This window comes from Larkinella sp. (genome assembly GCF_965227735.1).
GTDB lineage: Bacteria > Bacteroidota > Bacteroidia > Cytophagales > Spirosomataceae > Larkinella.
In genome coordinates, this window is record NZ_OZ245776.1 from 791,098 (window position 1) to 811,509 (window position 20,412).

The window sequence follows — 20,412 nt, forward strand, 5'->3', positions numbered from 1 at the left end:
GTTTAAACCTCTACCGAACCGGTGAATACCCGAACCGCAGGGCCGATTAAATAAAGATTGCTAAAACCGCCGTCGGCAGTGGTAACGAAGGATACCCGCAAATTACCGCCCAGCGTCTGAATTGAAACCGGACTGCTCATGCCGAGTTGCTGGTGTGCAACCAAAGCCGAAGCCGTCACGCCCGTCCCGCAGGAATAAGTTTCGTCCTCAACACCCCGCTCGTAGGTTCTGACAAACAAGGCATTAGCACCGATGGGTTGCATAAAATTGGCGTTGGTGCCACCGGGTGCAAACCGACTGTCATAGCGAACCGGCCGGCCTTCCGCTACGACATCCATCGACTCAACATCTTCCACCACTTTCACGTAATGCGGAGAACCGGTATTCAGAAAAGCATAATCCGCCTGCTGGTCGATCCCGGCAATTTCATTCATTTTCAAGGACACTTCCGCTTCGGTGACCGAAGCCTGGTGTTCACCATCGACGGCCAGAAAACGGGTTTCTGTTTCGAACAAGCCTAAATCGTGCGCAAACCGAACAATGCAGCGTCCGCCATTGCCACACATGCTGCCTTCCGCGCCATCCGCGTTGAAATAGATCATCTGGAAATCATACTCCGGATGATTACGGAGCAGAATCAAGCCATCGGCGCCGATTCCGAACCGACGGTGACAAAGCCGGGCAATGCGTTCCTGCGAAACCGGGAAGGTTTCGGCACGGTCGTCGATCAGGATGAAATCGTTGCCCGTTCCCTGGTATTTGAAGAAATCGATCATTTCGTGAGTTAAGAATTAAGAGTTGGCTGACGCATACAAACTCTTAACTCTTTTTTTGGGGTACAAAAAAAGCCGTCCGGACAGACAGCTTTCTTACTGAGAAGAGGGGCAGTACTACGCCTGTGGCTGTCTAACTTTAGCCTTGCGTTCCTTGATCCGTGCTGCTTTACCCTGACGACCACGCAGATAGAACAAACGTGCCCGGCGAACGCGGCCCAGACGAACCAATTCAACTTTGTCGATATTCGGCGACAGAATCGGGAAAATCCGTTCTACACCGATACCATTTGAGATCTTGCGTACTGTAAACGTTTCTCCGTTGGTGTTCGGATTCCGGCGTTGGATCACCGTTCCCGAATAAACCTGAATCCGCTCTTTGTTTCCTTCACGGATTTTAACATGTACATTGACTGTGTCGCCTGAATTGAAGTCCGGAAAATTGTTCCGCCGACCTGCATTCTCAGCTTCGACCAGTTTAATTAATTCACTCATGACCGTAGATATCTTCGGGGGTATGAAATTTCCTAATAAGCCGCAAATATAGCCAAAAGATTCCGTTTTATAAATAGTTGCCCTTAAAATAAATTGATTGCCACCCGAACCGTGGAAAGTTAACGGGTTTTTAGCTAATTCGCCATCGAAGACCTGAACTCGTTAGTCCCAGTTGATCCAGCCTGATGAAAATTCTAACCGTTGAACAAACCCGCACCCTCGATCAATATACCATTGAGCATGAACCCATTGCGCCCATCAACCTCATGGAAAGGGCTGCTCAGGCATTCACCGACTGGTATACGGCCCGGTTTGACAAAACCCGTCCCGTTCGGGTTTTCTGCGGATTAGGCAACAACGGCGGTGACGGTTTGGCGATTGCGCGTTTGTTGACCCAGTTGGAATATGCCGTTCAGACGTATGTGGTCCGATACGCTCCCCGCGAATCCGACGACTTCATGCATAACCACCGGCGGATGAAGCTGATTTCGTCTATCAATTACATTGAAAATGAACGCGATATACCGATTATCCGAAACCGGGAAGTGGTGATCGATGCCATTCTGGGATCGGGGCTTTCCCGAACCACGGAGGGGATTGTTCAGGCCGTGATCGACGCCATCAACCACAGTCCGGCCACAGTCGTTGCGGTTGACATTGCCAGCGGTCTTTTTGCCGACACGGCCAACGGTCCCAATTCGACCATCATTCAGCCGGATTACACCGTCGCGTTTCACCTGCCAAAACTGGCTTTCCTGCAACCGACTTTGGGGCTTTACGTGGGCGAATGGCACTGGGTCGACATTGGATTGAGCCGGGTATTCATCGAACGGACACCGACGACCTATTTTTACACCACCGAACAGGAAGCCCGGCATTTGCTGCGTCCGCGTAAGCGGTTTTCGCACAAAGGATCGTTCGGGCACGCCCTGTTGCTGGTCGGCAGTTACGGGAAAATAGGGGCTGGCGTTCTCGCGTCCAAAGCGTGTTTGCGGTCGGGGGTTGGATTGCTGACGGTACAGATGCCCCGTTGTGGCTACGAAATCCTGCAAACCACGGTTCCGGAAGCCATGTGCCTGCCCGATGGCCATCTGCACATCCTGTCGGGACAGTCGGAACTGGAAGCGCCCGAGCCAGGCAGCTATTCGGCCATCGGTGTTGGCCCCGGCATTGGCACCGCTCCCGAAACGCTGACAATGTTGCGCAAATTGCTGTCGGAAGCCCAAAAACCGATGGTGATCGACGCCGATGCCATTAACCTGATTGCCCGGAATCGCGACCTGATCGATAAAATTCCGAAGAACAGCATTTTAACACCCCACCCTAAAGAGTTTGAGCGCCTGACGCGACGCTGGACGAGTGATTATGACAAACTGGGAATCCTGCGGGATTTTGCCCAGCGCAATCAGTTTGTCGTCGTTTTGAAAGGTGCCCATACGGCAATTGCCACGCCGGATGGCACTACCCATTTCAATTCGACCGGGAATCCAGGCATGAGCACCGGCGGAACGGGCGATGTTCTGACGGGTATTCTAACGGCCCTGATCGCTCAGGGCTACGACCCAGTAGAAGCGGCAGTACTGGGTGTTTTCGAACACGGGCGGGCGGGCGACCGCGCGGCCGAACAACGCGGCCCCATTGGTCTGACGGCTTCCGACATCATCGAAGCCCTGCGGTGGGATTAACACCCGTGGCGGTTTTTGATGGTAGAAATACCCGCCTTTAAAAAAGATTTCTTCCAGTCCATCGATTTTCTTACAACCATCGTAGATACGAGCGGGTCTAACGCTGTGTAATACGTTCCCAATGGGTGTAGAAAAAAATCTACACTTACCCATCAGCTCTTGTGTATGAAAAACTAGAAAAATGCTTTCCGGCTTTTTTTACAATACATAATAGACTGATAATCAGACAAATTTTCCTTTTGGTAAGTCAAGTCAAAAAAACGGTATTCACTGGAATAGTATTTGACTGAAGATTAAGTAGTCCACTACAACTTGAAATGTAGAAACTACCTGTTTTGAAAATCGCGTAGTTGTACGCATTTCAGAACCACCCGAATTGCCGAATTTTGTAGCCTATATCCAGCATATCCTATATCAACACCATAATTGACCATTGCCATGAGAAACGTTGTCCCAAAAGAATGGAGAGCAAATCGTACAGGAGGCCGCCGTGCTCGATTTGAAATTGACCAGATTTCATTGTTAGGCGTCTTGACCGTTATGATATTTGCCTATATTCTCTTCCACTTCGTTTACCCAATCATCTCGAAAGGGTTATTCTGGTAATGTAAACCGGGTAATCCACACCAAAGAATCATCCACACCAAAACAGATTTCATTAGGAAAAGCGGATTTCAAAACCGGCTGCTCCCGATGAAATCTGTTTTTCATTTCATCAGTTGGTAAACTAAAAAAGCGGCCCCATACGCCAGAACGCTCATGTAGGCCAACTGGATCATGGGCCACTTCCAGCCTTTGGTCTCGCGGTAAACGGTTGCAATCGTGCTCATGCACATCATTGCGAATACGTAAAAAACCAGTAACGAAAAGGCAACCGCAGGCGTATACATGGGTTCGCCCGTCTCCGGATTGATTTCTGCCGCCAGTTTTTCCCGAATCGTACTGTCGTTCCCCTCGTCGGCACTCCCGATGCTGTAGATGGTGGCAATGGTTCCAACGAACACTTCGCGGGCCGCAAACGAACTGATGAGGGCGATGCCAATTTTCCAGTCGTAGCCCAGCGGTTTGATCACCGGCTCCAGAATTTTCCCAAATCGACCGGCATACGAGGCTTCCAGTTTCCCGGAAGCGACCCGGTTTTCCACCTGTTCAGCCGGCAGGTTGGCATATTCGCTCCGAACCCGGTTTTCGGCCTGCTCCAGCGCATCACCGGGGCCGTAGGAGGCCAACACCCACAACACAATCGAAATCGCGACGATGACCCGTCCGGCTTGCCAGACGAACGACGTGACACTGTCCCATACCGTGATGCCGACGTGGTTCCAGAGCGGCCATTTATAGGTTGGTAGTTCCATCACAAACAGGCTTCGTTCTTTGGCTTTGATGATGAGTTTGAAAGCATAGGCCGCCACCAGAGCCGCCACCAGCCCGAGCAGATACAAACCCATCATTACGATTCCCTGTAGATTCAGGAAACCCAGCACGGTTTTTTCCGGCACCACCAGCGCGATCAGAATGGTGTAAATGGGCAATCGGGCCGAACAACTCATCAGGGGCGTCACCAGAATGGTAATCAGTCTCTCGCGCCAGGAACCGATGCTGCGGGTGGCCATAATAGCCGGAACGGCACAAGCCACGCCCGAAATCAGCGGCACCACACTCCGGCCATTTAGTCCAAACTGCCGCATGATGCGGTCCATCAACACCATCACCCGCGACATATACCCGGATTCTTCGAGCAGCGAAACCAGCAAGAACAGAAAGGCAATCTGCGGAATAAAAACGACGACTCCGCCCACCCCGGCAATGATTCCATCCGTTAACAAATCTGTAAGCGGACTGTCGGGAAGTTGATCGTGGAGAGTGCCATTGAGCCAGGCCACACCCGCGTCGATGCCATCGACAAAGGGTTGCGCCCAGGCAAAAATGGCCTGAAAAATCAGGAGCAAAACCGTGGCAAAAATGGCGTATCCCCAGACCGGATGCAGCAGAATTCGGTCGATTCGCTGGCTCCAGGTCGACTGGTTGAGGGGCCGTTTGTCCGTCACGACGGTTTTGACCACTTCGCCAATGCGCTGGTACCGCCCAATGGTTTCTTTCGCCTGAAAATCGACCTCGTCGAACTGGTATTTTTCAATCAGACCGTCCAGTTTAACCCGTTGCGGTTGTCCGAGAAATGAAAAACCGTCGTGTTGGATGAGGTATTGCAGCGCGACGTAGTTGTTAGTAAGCTGGTATTGTTGCCGAACATCGGAAATCAGCCCCTTCATGTCGTGTCCGGCTAAGACCGTCGGCTGGGCGGGATCGAAAAAAAGCGTTCCCGAAACCGTCGGCTGGCCAACTTGCTGCTCGATGGCTACCTTCAACAGCTCCAGCCCCTCTCCGATACGCGCATTAATTTTCACCACCGGAACGCCCAGTTGCATCGACAATCGCACGGCGTTTATTTCCAGGTGCTGCTGCCGGGCAATGTCCAGCATATTCAACGCCATGATAACCGGCACGCCCAAATCCTGAATCTGACTGAACAACAGCAGGTTGCGGTTTAGATTGGACGCATCGACCACCACCACGGCCACGTCCGGATAATCCGGGTGCTGCGGGTTGGCCAGAATATCCGTTACGACCTGTTCGTCGACGGACTTGGGATAAATACTGTAAACACCCGGCAAGTCGATGACCGAAATTTCGGTGTTCTCATTCAGAAAAGCCGTTCCCGATTTTTTGTCGACGGTTACACCGGGAAAGTTGCCCACTTTCTGGCGAAGGCCGGTTAATTGATTAAACAGCGATGATTTTCCGGAGTTCGGATTGCCCACGAGGGCGATGACAGGTTTTGATTTCAAGGAAACTATGGAATGAAAAAGCCGGGAACTGTCGTACAACACCCGGCCCCCTGACGATATTATTGTTCGATTAATATGGTAGCCGCTTCTGATTTCCGCATCGATAAACAGTACCCGGAAACATTCAGACAAATGGGATCTCCCAACGGCGCTTTGCAGTGAAGACACACTTCCGTGCCGGGTAAACATCCCATTTCAAGCAACTTCAGCGACATCCACTGGTCACTAAATGACTCGATTACCGCTTTTTCGCCAACCTTTAAATCGGCGACACTGCGCTTCTGTATTTTTCGGTGGGGCATTCGCGTACGATATTTAGACTCATTACAAATTAATGCAAGTTAACGGATATCCGTTCGTTTTTACAAGAAATGTTTCAAAAAAACCGGGCTTTTCTGGCAGAGTGCGTAAACGAAAAAACTAGTTCCAATGGGTGGATTACACAAACCGGACAAATTTTGGGAGCCTTCTTCCCTGTCCGTGAAAAAACCACCTTTGTATCAAGCTGAACTGGGGTTTGTGTTGTAATTTTGTAGAATCTGGTACAAACACTCGAAATTCATACATTTTGACCGGATGACGGAGGGTAAAATCCCTCAGGCAATAGCGCGATGCAACAGCTCAGAGTATTAATCAGCAAAGAATTTCGGTTGGAATGGCGTCAGCGATATGCCCTGAACGGGATGCTGCTCTACATCGTCAGCACGGTTTTCGTCTGTTTTCTGAGCTTCAGCCTGCGCCGGAACCAACTGACGCCAATGGTCTGGAACGCTTTGTTCTGGATTATTCTGTTGTTTACGGCCATCAATGCCATTGCCAAAAGTTTTGTTCAGGAACGCGCCGGGCGGCTTTTATACTACTACACGCTGGTCAGTCCGCAGAAAATCATCCTGTCCAAAATTGTGTATAACACCCTGCTGATGCTGGTGTTAGCCGGTTTGGGCTTCGGGATATACACGCTGGTGATGGGCGTTCCCGGTGAGGGAATGGACATGCCGCTGTTTGTGGTCAATCTGCTGCTGGGTGCCATCGGCTTTGCGGCCTCGCTGACGCTGGTTGCGGGCATTGCCTCCAAAGCCGAAAATAGTGCGACGCTCATGGCGGTTTTGAGTTTTCCGGTGGTGCTTCCTATGCTGCTTATGCTGATTCGGGTGTCGAAAAATGCACTTGATGGCTTAGACCGTAGCGTTAGTCTGGACGAAATCGGAACTTTGCTGGCGATCGATGCCATTGTTTTGGTGTTGTCGGTGTTGTTATTTCCCTATCTGTGGAGAAGTTAAAATGACTATGAAAAAAAACTGGTGGAAAGCCCTGGCCGTCGTCATCATGACGTATGTGATCTGGGTCGGCCTTCTGGGAACGGTTCCCCGTCAACCCATTCTGAATGAGAGCATTCGCAACGTCTATTTTCACGTTCCGCTGTGGTTTTCGATGATCATCCTGATGCTGACATCGATGATTTACTCGATTCGGTATCTGCGAAAAGGACGAATGGACGACGATCATATTTCGGTGGAGTTTGCCAATAGCGCCATTTTATACGGTATTCTGGGCTGTGCCACCGGTTCACTCTGGGCCAGCGTCACCTGGGGAGATCCGTGGCCCAACGACCCCAAACTGAACAGCGTCGCGGTCGGCATGCTGATGTATTTTGCCTACCTGATTCTGCGGAACTCGTTCGACGACGAACTGCGCCGGGCCCGGATTTCGGCGATCTACAACATTTTTGCCTTTGCGGTTTTTGTTCCGCTCATTTTTATCCTGCCCCGGCTCACCGATTCACTGCATCCGGGCAATGGCGGCAACCCGGCTTTCGGCAAATACGACATGGACAGCGGCATGCGGCTGGTGCTGTATCCGTCCGTAATCGGGATGACGTTGCTGGGCGTCTGGATTACCCAACTGCGGGTGCGGCTGCGTCGGTTGCGCGACCGGCTGGATCATGTCAACGATGCCCTACCCAAAGCCCATTCCACCGCGGAATGATTACCTGTTGAAACGTGTTACCACTTTACACTACTCACTACTATGATACCTAAATTCCTAGTCTTTTGCTTTTTGGTATTGCTGTCGTTCAGCAGTCAGGCACAGGAAATTGAGATGGCTGACCGGCTTCGGGCCGATGGTAAAATCTGGGTTGTTGTGGCCGTCTTTCTGGTCACCTTTGCGGGGGTCATTGCGTACCTCATCCGACTGGATACGAAAATTAGTAAACTGGAAAAAGAGATTTCTAAATAGACAAGAGAGCCGCGACGGCGGACCGTTTAGACAAGAGAGTAAAGAAAAACCGGATGCGTTTTTGTCTTTACTCTCTTGTCTAACCTCTTTATTCTCAATCATGAAAAAAACACATATTCTCGGTATTGTCGTGATTGCCCTGGCAATCGGTATCATCATCTCCACGGCGGGGGATGCCAGTTCCTACGTGACTTTCACCCAGGCGGCTGAACTGGCGAAAAGTGGCGAATCCGACGGCGTTCACGTCGTGGGCACGCTGACCAAAGACGCGCAGGGCAAGATCATCAACATGGTGTATCAACCCCAGGTCGACCCCAACCGCTTTGAATTTACGCTGGTCGACACCGAAAACCACCTTCAGAAAGTGGTGTATAACTCGCCCAAACCGCAGGATTTCGACCGTTCCGAACAGGTGGTGGTCATCGGCAGCATGCAGGGCGATCATTTCCGCGCGGACAAAATCCTGCTGAAATGTCCGTCGAAATACCAGGATAACAAGCTGGAAACCAAAGAATACGAAGCGAAAACGGCAAAGTTATGAATGAATGGTTCTGCTGGCTGAATAGGGTTGAATGGTTAAAAAACCGTCAACCATTCAACCATCAGAACCATCTAACCATCCCTTTAGCCATTCGAACCATTCAATCATGATTCATACAACCGTCGGTAATATCGGCCACCTTTTTGTCATTATCTCATTCGTTACGGCGCTGATGTCCACGTTTGCGTACCTGCGGATTTCGCTGGCGGGTAACGAGCTGTTGCAAAACAAACGGGAAATCACGCAGTGGCGCTGGCTGGCCCGGGGTGCTTTCTACCTCCACGGCGTGGCCATTTTTGGTATCGTCGCCTGTCTGTTCTACATCATTTCCAATCATTATTACGAATACCATTACGCCTGGAGTTACTCGTCGCGCGCGTTGCCGGCCGAATACATCATCTCGAGTTTCTGGCACGGACAGGAAGGCAGTTTTCTGCTGTGGCTGTTCTGGAACGTCATTCTGGGTATCGTTCTGATTCAAACCAACCGCGACGACCGGGCGAAAAGCCTGAGTTCACGCCAGTGGGAAGCGCCCATGATGACGGTTTTTGCGCTGGTTCAGGCGTTTCTGGCATCCATGATTCTGGGTGTGGTCTTTGGCGATACGTTCAAGATTGGCAGTTCGCCGTTCCTGTTGCTGCGGGATGCGATGGCCGATGCGCCGATTTTCACCAGCAATCCGAATTACATTCCGGAAGATGGCAAGGGTATGAACCCGCTGCTGCAAAATTACTGGATGGTCATTCACCCGCCGACGCTGTTTCTGGGCTATGCCACGACGCTGATTCCGTTCGCTTTTTGCATCGCCGGTTTGTGGAAAAACGAGCCGAAAGAATGGATGCGGCCCGCCCTTCCCTGGGCGTTGTTTTCGGCGATGGTGCTGGGCGTCGGGATTCTGATGGGTGGCTATTGGGCTTACGAAACGCTTAATTTCGGGGGCTACTGGAACTGGGACCCGGTCGAAAACTCGGTGTTGGTGCCCTGGATGGTGCTGATTGCCGCCATTCACGCCATGCTGATTGCCAAAAAGAGTTCGACTGGTTTGAAAACCGCCATCATTCTTTCCGTAGCGACGTTCCTGCTGATTCTGTATTCGACCTTCCTGACCCGCAGCGGTATTCTGGGCAATGCCTCGGTTCACTCGTTTACGGATCTAGGACTTTCCGGCCAGTTGCTGGTTTACATGCTGGTTTTCGTGGCCATGGCCGTGGTGTTAATCAGTTTCAAGTGGAAATTGATCGAGAAAGACGAAGAAGAAACCTCCGTGTATTCCAAAGAATTCTGGCTTTTCATCGGTGCCATCGTGCTCTGTCTGGCCGGTTTTCAGGTTCTGAACACCACCTCGTTTCCGGTTTATAACAAAATTGGCGAAGCTTTCGGATTTAGCCCCAACATCGCCATGCCCGCCGATCAGGTGGCGCACTACAACAAATTCCAGATCTGGTTTTTCTCGGCCATTGCGCTTTTGACAGGAATCGGACAATTCATCTGGTGGCGCAAAGTGGGCAAAGGCAACCTGAACGCCCTTATCACTTCCGGCATCCTTACGATGTTCATCAGTGGCGGTTTGATTGCTTATGGTGATATTACCAAACCGGCCTTCATGGTGTTGCTCACCACTTCGGTTTTTGCCATTGTTGCGAATTCCAGCATTTTTTGGGGCGTCGTTCGGGGGAATTACAAGCTGTCGGGTGGCGCGGTGGCCCACATTGGTGTGGCATTGATGCTGGTCGGGATTTTGTTTTCGTCGGGCTATTCCAAAATTGTCTCCCTGAACAACACCGGTTTGCTGATTTCGAAAGGGGACGATTTTACGAAAAATGATAACAAGGAAAACAAGGAAAATGTCATCCTGTGGCTCAATCAGCCGCAGAAAATGAGCGGTTATTTGCTGACCTACCGGGGCCAGCGGATCGAGATTCGCGACGTGCCGGACTACGTTCCCCGCAACTGGGTCGAGCCGATTGTGGGCGCCACGCCTGAACTGAGTTTCCACGGCATTGCGACACGGGATATTGAACAAAACGGTAAGCTGTACCACAAAAAAGGCGATACCGTTGCCCTGCACCCCGAAAACACCTATTACGAAGTGGAATACCGCGAACCGGGGGGCAAAATTTTCACTTTGTACCCGCGCGGTCAGATCAACGAGCAAATGGGCGCAGGCGGTTTTCTGCCTTCGCCGGACATTCGCCGGATGCCCGACAAAGACCTGTATACTTACGTAGCGACCGTTCCGGACCCCAGCAGCGAAGGCACCTGGAGTCCGACGGAAACTTACCGGATTGCGCCCAAAGACACGTTCTTTGTGAACGATTACGTAGCGGTTTTTGACAATGTGATCCAAACCCGCGAAATTGAAGGAACGCCCCTCGGACCGAACGATGCGGCCGTCAAAGCCGTGGTTCGCGTGCTGGACAAAGAGCGGGAATATACCCTGTCGCCAGCCTTCATCATCAAAGACCGTATGGTGGGCCGCAAAGCAGAAACCAACGAAGAACTTGGTTTGCGGCTCCAACTGAACGAAATCGATCCGCGAACCGGCCTGTTTACCTTCACGGCCAACACCACCCAGCGCGATTACATCGTAATGAAAGCCAAGGAAATGCCGCTCATCAACCTGCTCTGGATCGGGACGTTTGTGCTCGTGATCGGTTTCTCAATGGCTGCAATCCGTCGCTACCGGGAATTCACCAAGATGCGGGACAAAAAGAAGCCGACGCTGGTGGGCAGTTCACAGTAGGCACTTTATGAAAATCAGAGAAACCGTTCTTATTTCCCTTTCCATCGGCTGCCTCATTCTCTGGGTTCTGGAGTTCCGGCGGACGCGTACGTTTGGCGAACATTACTGGCTAATTATGCTGTGTCTGGCGTTTTTGCTGGCTTTTATGTATGTTCGTGGCGTACACCTGAATTCGGTCAAACAAAAACCAACCGTTCCGGTGAAACCAACCCGAAAAAAGAAGAAAAAGTCTTGAACTCGGATTACCAGGATTAAAGGATTAACCAGGATTGCTGACGCGGTCTTTTAATCCGCGTAATCCAAGTTCAGAAACCTTATGGAATCCTACAGTATTCTCCTCGGAGCATTCGTGGCACTGGTGCTGGCCGGTTTTTTTTCGGCGGTCGAAATGGCCTACCAATCGGTGAACCGGCTTTATTTTGAGCTACACAGTAAACAGGGACCGCTGGGCGAGAAGCTGGTGTCGGCCTTTCTGAAACAACCCATTCTGTTTGTTGGCACAACCCTGACCGGGAATACACTCTTTCTGGTTTTATACGGTGTGCTGGGTGTGACGGCGCTCAACCCGTTTCTGTCGGCCTATCTCCCGGAAGCGTTTAACCACCCCGTTACTCTGATCGTCATCGAAACGCTGATTCTGACGGTTGTCTTCATGCCCTTTGCAGATTATGTACCCAAAAGTCTCGCCCTGATTCATCCTGATGCGTTCATGGAAAGACTGGCGATTCCGATCTGGGTCATCTACAAAGCCATTGCCCCCATCGTCCGGCTGATGGTCTGGCTCACCAAAGGCATCGTCAAGATTATTCCGGGAAGTCAGTACTCCGAAGTTCGGCCGGTTTTTGGCCTGATCGACCTGAACCATTACCTCCAGCAGTTCAACCAGCAGAAACAGCAGGTCGATTCGAGCCAGGAGGAAATCGACATCGATACCGAAATCCTGAACAACGCCATCGATTTCCGCAATGTGGCCGTGCGGGATTGCATGATTCCACGGACGGAAATCACGGCGGTGGATGTGGAAGACAGCATTGAGGAGTTGAAAAACTGTTTTCAGGACAGCGGTCACTCAAAAATTATCGTATACCGTGACAACATCGACGACGTAATTGGCTATTGCCACGCCCTCGCCCTGTTTCAGAAACCACAAAGCATCGAGAGCATCCTGACGCCCATTCGGGTCGTGCCGGACAGTATGCCCGCCCGGTTGTTGCTCGAAAAGTTTCTGGCCGAACGCAAAAGCCTTGCTTTGGTGGTCGATGAGTTTGGAGGGACATCGGGCCTGGTTAGCGTCGAGGATCTGGTCGAACAGATTTTCGGGGAGATTCAGGACGAATACGACACCAACGAAGACTGGGACGAACGGCAACTGGACGACAATACCTGGCTCCTGAGCGCCCGGCACGAGATTGAAAATTTGAATGAAAAATACGGCTGGGGCATCCCTGAAGGCGATTATGACACGCTGGGTGGCTTGATTTTATCGATTAACGGCGAAATTCCGAACGTAAACGATGTGATCGAAATGCCGCCGTTCACGTTCACGATTCTGTCCATGACGGAAGCCCGGATCGATCTAGTGCGGGTTCAGATTGTTCAAAAAGAAGACTAGATGCAAGAGTAAAGACAAGAGAGTAAAGACATCCTCTGAAATTCCGTTACCACCTCTCTATTCTCACTTCTCTATTCTAAAATCACCCCTGCTCAAACCACTCCCGAAACACGGCGGCTTTTTCTTTGCTGATGGTCAATTCGGTCGTAGCCGGTTTTCGGATTGTAACAATCAGCTTGCCGCTGTAATGCGATTGATAACCCGCAATCGCATTCAGATTGACCAGACACTGGCGGTTGGCGCGGATGAAAACGCCCGGGTCGGTGAGTTCCTCCAGTTCGTCCAGCGAGCCGTAATCCGTCACCAGTTTCTGGCCGTCCATTGTGTAGAGGTAAATCAACTCATCCCGGCAGAAATACGCCACGTTTTCTTCCAGAACCGGCACGATGTTTCGGAGGTAATGCGCCATAAACCGGTGTTTGTACTTTTTGCTCGGTGCCGACACATCCGCCAGTAAATCCCGGATCTGATCCCGAAAATCGGTCGAAGTACCGCCCTGCCGCCAGCGGTGGTATTTGTCGAAGGCAGCTTTCAATTCATCCGGTTCGACCGGTTTCAAAAGGTAATCGATGCTGTTGAGTTTGAACGCCCGAATGGCATACTCGTCGTAGGCCGTCGTAAAAATGATGGGACACTTTGGATTTATTTCACGGTAGATGTCAAAACTGACGCCGTCGGAAAGTTGAATATCGGACAGGATCAAATCCGGCTCCGGAAGATCGGTGGCGCGGTGGCGGCCAAACCACTCCATCGCCATCTGCACACTCTCCAGCGGGCCTTCGAGATGAGCCTCCGGCTCCAGTTGCCGAACCAGTCGGGCCAACGTTTTGGCAACCAGCGGTTCATCTTCGATCAGTAAAATAGTCATGCCTTTTTTACGCTCAAAATCGCTTTTTGTTAAACATTCGCTGAATGATCCAGTTAAAATAGGTAATAATCAACACACCTTGCAATCATGACAAACGACGAAATAGTTGACTCTCTGAACGATCTGGTTAAAATAAACAACGACCGCATTAATGGCTTTGAAAAAGCCGCCGAGGACATTGAAGACGCCGAACTGGCTTCTCTCTTCAAGAACCTGACTTCACAGAGCCGGAAATTCCGGAGTGAACTGGCCGACAGCATCGTTCGCATTGGCGGAGTGGTTCCCGGCGTTGACGAAACCAGTACTGGCAGCAAAATTCACCGCGCCTGGATCGACATCAAATCGGCCTTTACGGGAAAAGACCGTAATACGGTTCTCGAATCCTGCGTTTTTGGCGAAAATGCTGCGGTTGAAGAATACGAAGAAACGCTGGAAGACGAAAGCATTCCATCCTACATCCGCCAGACCCTCAGCACCCAACTCGACGAACTCCGCCAGACCCGCGATCAAATCGCGACGCTGCGGAACGTTACAGAGTAATATTTAGCAAATAATGAATGTTGAATAACGAATATCGAATAATGAAAAAAGAAGGCTCATGCGTTCAAGACTTCATTATTCGATATTCGTTATTCAATATTCATTATTATCCTTCTTCTTTTATTTTCCTTTTCTTCCCAATCCCGTCGAAACCGCATCCAGCGTGGTCGCCAGTTCCTGAAGTTTTCCTTTCATCTCCTCCTCCGCATTTTCCAGACTTTTCCGGGTCAGCTTCGCCAGTGAATGCAGCGACTCGGCAATCAGCAAGCTTTTTCCGGTGGCCAGAGCGGCTTTCAGTTGCTCCAGTTCATCCGAAATATCATCCAGAACCAGGTGTCCCGATCCCAGCGCCCGGACCCATTGATCAATAAAGCTGTTGGCCATCGGTTGCAAATGAACCGGATCGGTTGTCAACTCCCGGAGCGTGATGTCCAGCAGTTGGTCGGCATTGTGTGCGTGCGTCATAGTTTTTTACGAAATGATGATTGCGCACAATGTACGACGATTGGCCATTCATTTGTTATTTTTCAGGGTTCATTTTTCATTAAACCAAGGGAACGCTCACCCGAAACCGGTCTTCATGCTCTTCCACTTTTACTTCCTTCTCACTCAAAAAATGGTATAAGGCTTTCAAATTCGTCAACCCTTGCCCATTCGACGTTTCAACCCGCGGTTTTCGCTGCAGGTTATTTTCGACGGAGATGTAGTCTTCATCCACCACGATCTGAATGGTCAGCGGCTGCCCGGCATTGGCGACATTGTGCTTGATGGCATTCTCAATCAGAATTTGTAAAGTTACCGGCACAATGGCTTTGTCAGCGTAGGCTTGTGGAATTTTTACCTGAATATCAAGCGATCCGTTAAAGCGGGTTTTCAGGAGCAGAATATAGTTATTTATAAAGTCGGTTTCGGTGGTTAAACTCACCAGATCCTTGTCTTTGTGCTGGATGACATACCGGAATACTTTCGATAACTGCCGCAAAAACTGAGAGGCTAAATCCGGGTTTTCATGAATCAAGCCGTCCAGCGACGACAAACTATTGAAGAGAAAATGCGGGCTGATCTGATTTTTTAAGCTATCGAGCTGCACCTGAACTTTTTCCTTTTCAAGTTGCGTCGCCCGAATGGCATTCTCCTGCCATTGTTTCAGAAAATGGCTGGCGATAAAGCCCAGACACACCACCGTATTCGCTAAAAAAACTGTCATCCCAATGATAATGACACTGAACCGGTTGAGTAAGGGAATGCTGATTAGTTTAGCCGATAAAAACTCGGTATAAACGAAATAACTAATTACCAGATACACGGTTTTTACAATGCCCCAGCCACCAATGATCTGAATCACAACGCGTAATTTGATATTTTTCTCAAAGGGTAATCGCTGGTTCAGGTAGTCGTTGAACCAGTAATGAAAAAGCCAGATGGCGTTCAAAACAAAAAAAGACAAAAAGAATAATTCAATCTGAACCTGCCACGTAATATCAGGCATCAGCCACTGGCGACCCACCACGCCACCCAGCGCTCCCCACAGCAATAGCAGCTCGACGTATTTGTTAAACTTGATTTTCATGGCTGGAAATAATCATGCCGTCCGACATCTCAATAACCCGGTCGCAACCAGCCGCAAAGTCGGGATCATGGGTGACTGCAATTATGGTTTGGTGGTTTTCCTGCGCAATTTCGCGGAAAATATCGAAAACAATCCCGGTATTGGTCTTGTCCAGGTTTCCCGTTGGTTCGTCGCCCATCACGATGGTCGGATCGTTGATCAAGGCGCGGGCAATGGCCACGCGTTGCTGCTGTCCGCCCGATAACTTGCTCGACAGCTTGCGGGCGTGGTCTTCCATCCCGATCATTTTCAGCTTTTCGTAGGCCCGGTGTTCCACTTCTTTTTCTGAATATTTCCCCAGTTTTAAGGCTGGGAGCATTACGTTTTGTAAGGTGGTGAATTCCGGCAGCAAAAAGTGAAACTGAAACACAAAACCGAGGTGTTCATTGCGAAACTTCGACAGATAATCCTGACTTCGCCCCGTTAACGTCTGCCCATTAATTTCCAGCGTTCCTTCATACTCCGTATCCATCGTCGACAGCAAATACAACAACGTCGATTTGCCACAACCCGACTTGCCAACGATCGCCAGAAATTCACCTTTATCGACCTCGAACGTCACATCTTTCAGCACCTGAAATCGATCGGGTTCGGTGAAGTACTTATTGAAATGGGACGCTTTTAATACCTTTTCCATCGTTATCCTCTTAATATCGAAACCGGGTCCACTTTTGAAGCTTTGCGCGAAGGAAAATAACCGGCTAAAACAGTCGTCATCAACCCGAAGAGCAGCCCCATTCCATAGTATTTCAAATCAAAAATAACCGGGAACGTTTTGAGGCTTACAAAGCCTCCCGTATCGAAGGGGGTGATTGATAATAAATAACTGAGCGTAAAACCAATGGCTAATCCCATAAAACCGCCCAATAAACCAATAAAAACCGCCTGGAACAGAAAAATCAGGACGATATCTTTTCCCTCAAAACCGGTCGCTTTTAGAATGGCGATGTCCTTTATTTTATTGATGACATTCATGTTCATGATGTTATAAATGCCAAACCCAGCCACCACCAACAGCGTCATCGATACCACAAACGTCATGACATTCCGGATTTTTTCGCCTGCCAGGATGGCCGAGTTTGCCGTGGCCCAATCTTCTGTATAATATCCGTACATGGCCCGCAGTTTTTTACCCAGTGGCAGTGCCCGCAACGGATCGAACATTTTGATGTGAATATCGGTCACGTAGCTGGCATCTTTCTGCAAAATCTCCTGCACCGTCGACAGATTGGCGTAACTCTTGGTGTTATCGACCGTTCCGATGCCAAACCCAAAGGTTCCGACCACCCGCAGAATCATCGTCCCCCCCGTCGGCGTGGTCACACTCACCTTATCCCCCTCGCGAACGTTGAGCTTCCGGGCCAGCACATTGCCCATAATCAGGCCATTCGGGTTGCTCCGCAAGGCTTCAATGGTTCCGGATTTTAACCGGCTTTTCAGGTTGTACAGGCGGTTTTCACGATCAATGTCAACCCCGGAAATCGTGCCGGAAATCTGAATGGGACCATTGTTATAGAACGCCTGCGTGCTGAGTTGGGGCGAAACCCCCAGCACGCCCGGTTCCTGCTCAATCCGGCGGGCGATCAAAAAACCGTTTTTCAGCCGTGACAACTGTTCCTTCGGTTTCTGGTGGTGGATGACGTTGAATGCCGAGTCGCTCCGATTCAACTGGTCGATCAGGGCGGGGCGTTGCGTGTTCACCTCGTTGTACATCCGCACGTGCGGACTGGCGTCCAGCGCCGAGTCTTCCAGAAACTGGTTGACGCCCTGCATGAACGAAATCATGGTGATGAACATGGCAATCCCGAACGTCACGCCCAGCATGGCAACGAGGGTTTGCCGCTTCTTCGACAGCAGGTGCGTTTTGGCAATCTGGGTGGTGATGCTGAGATTCATGAAATTTAAAGGTGGTTGTTGCACAGAGTTAATCAGAGGGTATCAGAGAAAATCGTTGATTAACTCTGCTATCCTCTGATTAACTCTGTGTAATTACTTCATTCTGGATTAACCACAACAGACTTCTCGTTCAAACCGCTTTTCACCTGAACCAGATCGAAATTTTCGGCGCCCTTCACGATTCGAATCTTCTTTTTTTCGCCGTTCTCACTCACCCAAACGCTATCATTTCCAACCACATACGACTTCGGAATCGTCAGTACCCGGTTGTTCTGGCTGATGATGATGTTGGCTTCGACCGTCAATCCGTAATACGCATCGGGCCGTTCACCGACAAAATCCGCATCGACCCGGAACGACTGATCGACCCGGTTCAGCTTCGGATAAATCTTCCGCACCCGGGCTTTGAACACTTTATTGGGATAGACATCCGCTTTGACGACCACGTCCTGCCCCTGCCGCATCTTTCCGAAATCGCTTTCATCGACCGCCAGTTTCACATACACATCATGACCGCTTCCAATCAGCGCAAGCTGGTCGTTCCGGCGGATGACTTCGCCCGGTTCTTTCAAAATCTCGTACACCTTACCATCCACAAAACTCCGGACGCGGGTATTGCCCTGCTCCTGCCCGCTGGCCACGTACTGACTCCGTGAGTTTTGCAAGTCGACATACAACTGATTCCGGGTGCGTTGCAGCGAACTTCGCCGGGCGGTATAGTCGTTTCGGGATGTCTGGTAGGCCAGTTGAACCCGCTCCAGTTCGGCTTTGGAAGTCGCGTTTTGCTGGTACAAATCCCGGTAACGGGCATAGTTGACCGAGTCGTTGGCCAGGCGGGTTTGCGCCGTGCGAACCTGCGCTTCGAGTTCGGCTAAAACCGGCGAGTTGTCGCTCAGGTTGGCCTGCGACTGCCGGTAAATGTTGGCCGTAGCCTGTTCACGTGCACCCTGCGTAATGCCTTCCAGCACAAACAGCAACTGACTGCGTTTGACCGAATCGCCTTCGCTGACGAGCTTTTGTTGCAAAATACCGTCGGCATTGGCCAGCACTTTGTACTCATTCCGCGGGTAAATACCGCCCGATGCATAAACCGCTTCCGTCAGGTCTCTATAAGTCGGCGAAGTGCCTTCTTCTTTCCGGTTACAGCCGGATAAAACCGCTATAGCCAGCAGAATGAGTCCCTTTCGCTTTCCCGCAACGGATGAAAGCAGGCATCTGTGTGCAGTTCCGGGGTGTGCTTTATTGTCCATTTCTGATCTGCAAAATCGTCTGATTAATAAACACATTCGACAACGTATTCAGGTAGCGGTTCTGGGCGTTCAACGACTCATTGAATACGTTCAGATACTGGTCGTATGCAAAAACTCCCGCCCGGTATTTCACCAGGGCAATCTGCGTATTCTGCTCGTTCAATTCGAAATTCTGCCGGTTAAAAACCAGCGAACGAACGGCCTGGTTATACGCATTCAGAATATCCTGATTGTCGACTTCCGCGCGCATTTGTTCATACGCCAGTTCGGTCTGGGCCTGCTCGATCCGCAGCCGGGCGCGGCTCAGGTTAGCCGTTCGCAAGCCGCCCGTATACAGGGGAATATTGAGTTGTAAACCGGCTACACCAATAGGAAACCACTTTTCGCTAAAATCCAGAAAGTCGAACTGTTTCCGTTGCGCCTGGGCCGAATACCGGGCATATACCGACAAAGTTGGCCATCGTAAGGCATTTTCCCGGTTCAACTGCTGTTGAAACAGCGCCAGTTGCGAACGGCGAACGATGATCTGTGGGCGTTCGACGGTTCCGTTCAGGGCCGCAAAACCGGTTTGCGCAGACGACCCAATAAGATCCTGCTCCAGCACCAGCGAATCCTGCACGGTAAGCCCCAGCAACACTTTCATCTGGTTTCGGTTGCGGACATAACTCAGTTCATTTTGCCGCAGCACATCCTCGGCCGTCAGCCGGATGGATTGCAGGCGGTTGTATTCCAGCGGTTCGATCTGGCCTTTTTCCAGCCGATACCGGGCAATGGTCGCGACAGTATCGGCGTTGGCCACGTTTCGGCGGGCAATGTCGATGGCCGAACGGGTCAGCAGCGTGGCGTGGTACACCCGCGCAACCTGCGTCGCCACCTCGTCCTGCAACACCAGATTCTGGTCGTCGATGATCCGTAAATTCTGGTTGGTCAATCCAACATCCAGGCGGTTCGGGCGACTCAGCAAGGGCATCGAAACCTCCACGCCCGCCGTCAGGTTGAATGGGACGCCAAATTGCAGTGACCGGAATTCGCCGGGCTGACCACCCAGAAACTCCGCCGGAATCAACTGCGTCGGCAGGGCATAATTATAGTCGAGGTTGGTAAATGCCCGGGCCGTTGGCATCAGGCCGGCGCGGGTGGCGGCCCGTTGCTGCTCCTGCGTGATGCGGTTTTGCCGGGCAATTTTCAGATCGGGATTTTGCTGCCGGGCCAGTTGAACGGCCTCCTGCACCGTCCGAACGACGGTTTGCGCCCCTCCTTCACGGCAGACTAACAACAGGATGACGATGAACACCTTTTTCATACACGAATCGAAA

At 50.9% G+C, this 20,412-nt stretch carries 20 protein-coding genes; 9 read left to right on the forward strand and 11 right to left on the reverse strand.

The annotated features are described in order from the left end of the window. Positions 1-2: 2 nt before the first annotated feature. Positions 3-773 (reverse strand): diaminopimelate epimerase, encoded by a 771-nt coding sequence (gene dapF, locus ACO064_RS03180; RefSeq protein ID WP_421830983.1) that lies wholly within the window; start codon positions 771-773, stop codon positions 3-5. A gap of 117 nt (positions 774-890) precedes the next feature. Continuing rightward, positions 891-1,268, reverse strand: a complete 378-nt coding sequence (gene rplS / locus ACO064_RS03185) for a 50S ribosomal protein L19 (RefSeq protein ID WP_421825968.1) — start codon at positions 1,266-1,268, stop codon at positions 891-893. 185 nt (positions 1,269-1,453) lie between these two features. On the opposite strand from rplS, the gene ACO064_RS03190 reads away from it, so the two are divergent. Then, the gene (locus ACO064_RS03190; protein ID WP_421825969.1) at positions 1,454-2,953 is read left to right on the forward strand and encodes an NAD(P)H-hydrate dehydratase; all 1,500 of its coding nucleotides are present in this window, start codon (positions 1,454-1,456) and stop codon (positions 2,951-2,953) included. A gap of 707 nt (positions 2,954-3,660) precedes the next feature. Here the strand turns inward: ACO064_RS03190 and feoB are convergent. Both feoB and ACO064_RS03200 read right to left on the reverse strand, forming a co-directional pair. Beyond that, positions 3,661-5,799 carry a ferrous iron transport protein B gene (gene feoB, locus ACO064_RS03195; RefSeq protein WP_421825970.1) on the reverse strand — a complete coding sequence of 713 codons (2,139 nt, stop codon included), beginning with the start codon at positions 5,797-5,799 and terminating at the stop codon, positions 3,661-3,663. A gap of 59 nt (positions 5,800-5,858) precedes the next feature. Further along, positions 5,859-6,086, reverse strand: coding sequence for a FeoA family protein (locus ACO064_RS03200; protein ID WP_114406273.1), 228 nt, complete (start codon positions 6,084-6,086; stop codon positions 5,859-5,861). 324 nt (positions 6,087-6,410) lie between these two features. On the opposite strand from ACO064_RS03200, the gene ACO064_RS03205 reads away from it, so the two are divergent. The 7 genes from ACO064_RS03205 to ACO064_RS03235 all read left to right on the forward strand — a co-directional run bounded on the left by ACO064_RS03205 (position 6,411) and on the right by ACO064_RS03235 (position 12,933). Continuing rightward, the gene (locus tag ACO064_RS03205) at positions 6,411-7,079 is read left to right on the forward strand and encodes a heme exporter protein CcmB (protein ID WP_421825971.1); all 669 of its coding nucleotides are present in this window, start codon (positions 6,411-6,413) and stop codon (positions 7,077-7,079) included. A gap of 7 nt (positions 7,080-7,086) precedes the next feature. Continuing rightward, positions 7,087-7,785, forward strand: coding sequence for a cytochrome c biogenesis protein (gene ccsA, locus ACO064_RS03210; protein ID WP_229317299.1), 699 nt, complete (start codon positions 7,087-7,089; stop codon positions 7,783-7,785). Positions 7,786-7,827: 42 nt separating this feature from the next. Further along, complete coding sequence (locus tag ACO064_RS03215; RefSeq protein ID WP_421825972.1) at positions 7,828-8,037, forward strand: CcmD family protein; 210 nt, start codon at positions 7,828-7,830, stop codon at positions 8,035-8,037. 100 nt (positions 8,038-8,137) lie between these two features. Continuing rightward, complete coding sequence (locus ACO064_RS03220; protein ID WP_138992176.1) at positions 8,138-8,578, forward strand: cytochrome c maturation protein CcmE; 441 nt, start codon at positions 8,138-8,140, stop codon at positions 8,576-8,578. A 106-nt stretch (positions 8,579-8,684) separates the two neighbouring features. Then, positions 8,685-11,321: a cytochrome c biogenesis protein CcsA gene (ccsA, locus tag ACO064_RS03225; RefSeq protein WP_421825973.1), complete on the forward strand. Its 2,637-nt coding sequence runs from the start codon at positions 8,685-8,687 to the stop codon at positions 11,319-11,321. A 7-nt stretch (positions 11,322-11,328) separates the two neighbouring features. Continuing rightward, the gene (locus ACO064_RS03230; RefSeq protein WP_421825974.1) at positions 11,329-11,556 is read left to right on the forward strand and encodes a hypothetical protein; all 228 of its coding nucleotides are present in this window, start codon (positions 11,329-11,331) and stop codon (positions 11,554-11,556) included. Between the two features lie 81 nt (positions 11,557-11,637). Further along, positions 11,638-12,933 (forward strand): hemolysin family protein, encoded by a 1,296-nt coding sequence (locus tag ACO064_RS03235; protein WP_421825975.1) that lies wholly within the window; start codon positions 11,638-11,640, stop codon positions 12,931-12,933. 82 nt (positions 12,934-13,015) lie between these two features. On the opposite strand, the gene ACO064_RS03240 is transcribed toward ACO064_RS03235, so the two are convergent. Then, positions 13,016-13,801: a LytR/AlgR family response regulator transcription factor gene (locus ACO064_RS03240; protein ID WP_421825976.1), complete on the reverse strand. Its 786-nt coding sequence runs from the start codon at positions 13,799-13,801 to the stop codon at positions 13,016-13,018. Positions 13,802-13,888: 87 nt separating this feature from the next. Between ACO064_RS03240 and ACO064_RS03245 the strand changes: the two genes are divergently transcribed. Continuing rightward, positions 13,889-14,341, forward strand: a complete 453-nt coding sequence (locus ACO064_RS03245; protein ID WP_421825977.1) for a ferritin-like domain-containing protein — start codon at positions 13,889-13,891, stop codon at positions 14,339-14,341. 120 nt (positions 14,342-14,461) lie between these two features. Here the strand turns inward: ACO064_RS03245 and ACO064_RS03250 are convergent, their stop codons facing one another. From ACO064_RS03250 to ACO064_RS03275, 6 genes are all read right to left on the reverse strand, one after another. Next, the gene (locus tag ACO064_RS03250; protein ID WP_114406251.1) at positions 14,462-14,806 is read right to left on the reverse strand and encodes a hypothetical protein; all 345 of its coding nucleotides are present in this window, start codon (positions 14,804-14,806) and stop codon (positions 14,462-14,464) included. A gap of 79 nt (positions 14,807-14,885) precedes the next feature. Then, positions 14,886-15,911: a sensor histidine kinase gene (locus ACO064_RS03255; RefSeq protein ID WP_421825978.1), complete on the reverse strand. Its 1,026-nt coding sequence runs from the start codon at positions 15,909-15,911 to the stop codon at positions 14,886-14,888. Next, positions 15,895-16,587 (reverse strand): ABC transporter ATP-binding protein, encoded by a 693-nt coding sequence (locus tag ACO064_RS03260; RefSeq protein WP_421825979.1) that lies wholly within the window; start codon positions 16,585-16,587, stop codon positions 15,895-15,897. The genes ACO064_RS03255 and ACO064_RS03260 overlap by 17 nt, the downstream gene beginning before the upstream one ends. 2 nt (positions 16,588-16,589) lie before the next feature. Further along, a complete protein-coding gene (locus ACO064_RS03265) occupies positions 16,590-17,846 on the reverse strand; it encodes an ABC transporter permease (protein ID WP_421825980.1) in 1,257 nt (418 codons plus the stop codon). Between the two features lie 98 nt (positions 17,847-17,944). Continuing rightward, positions 17,945-19,096 carry an efflux RND transporter periplasmic adaptor subunit gene (locus tag ACO064_RS03270; RefSeq protein ID WP_421825981.1) on the reverse strand — a complete coding sequence of 384 codons (1,152 nt, stop codon included), beginning with the start codon at positions 19,094-19,096 and terminating at the stop codon, positions 17,945-17,947. Next, positions 19,086-20,399 carry a TolC family protein gene (locus ACO064_RS03275; RefSeq protein ID WP_421825982.1) on the reverse strand — a complete coding sequence of 438 codons (1,314 nt, stop codon included), beginning with the start codon at positions 20,397-20,399 and terminating at the stop codon, positions 19,086-19,088. The genes ACO064_RS03270 and ACO064_RS03275 overlap by 11 nt, the downstream gene beginning before the upstream one ends. Between the last annotated feature and the right edge of the window lie 13 nt (positions 20,400-20,412).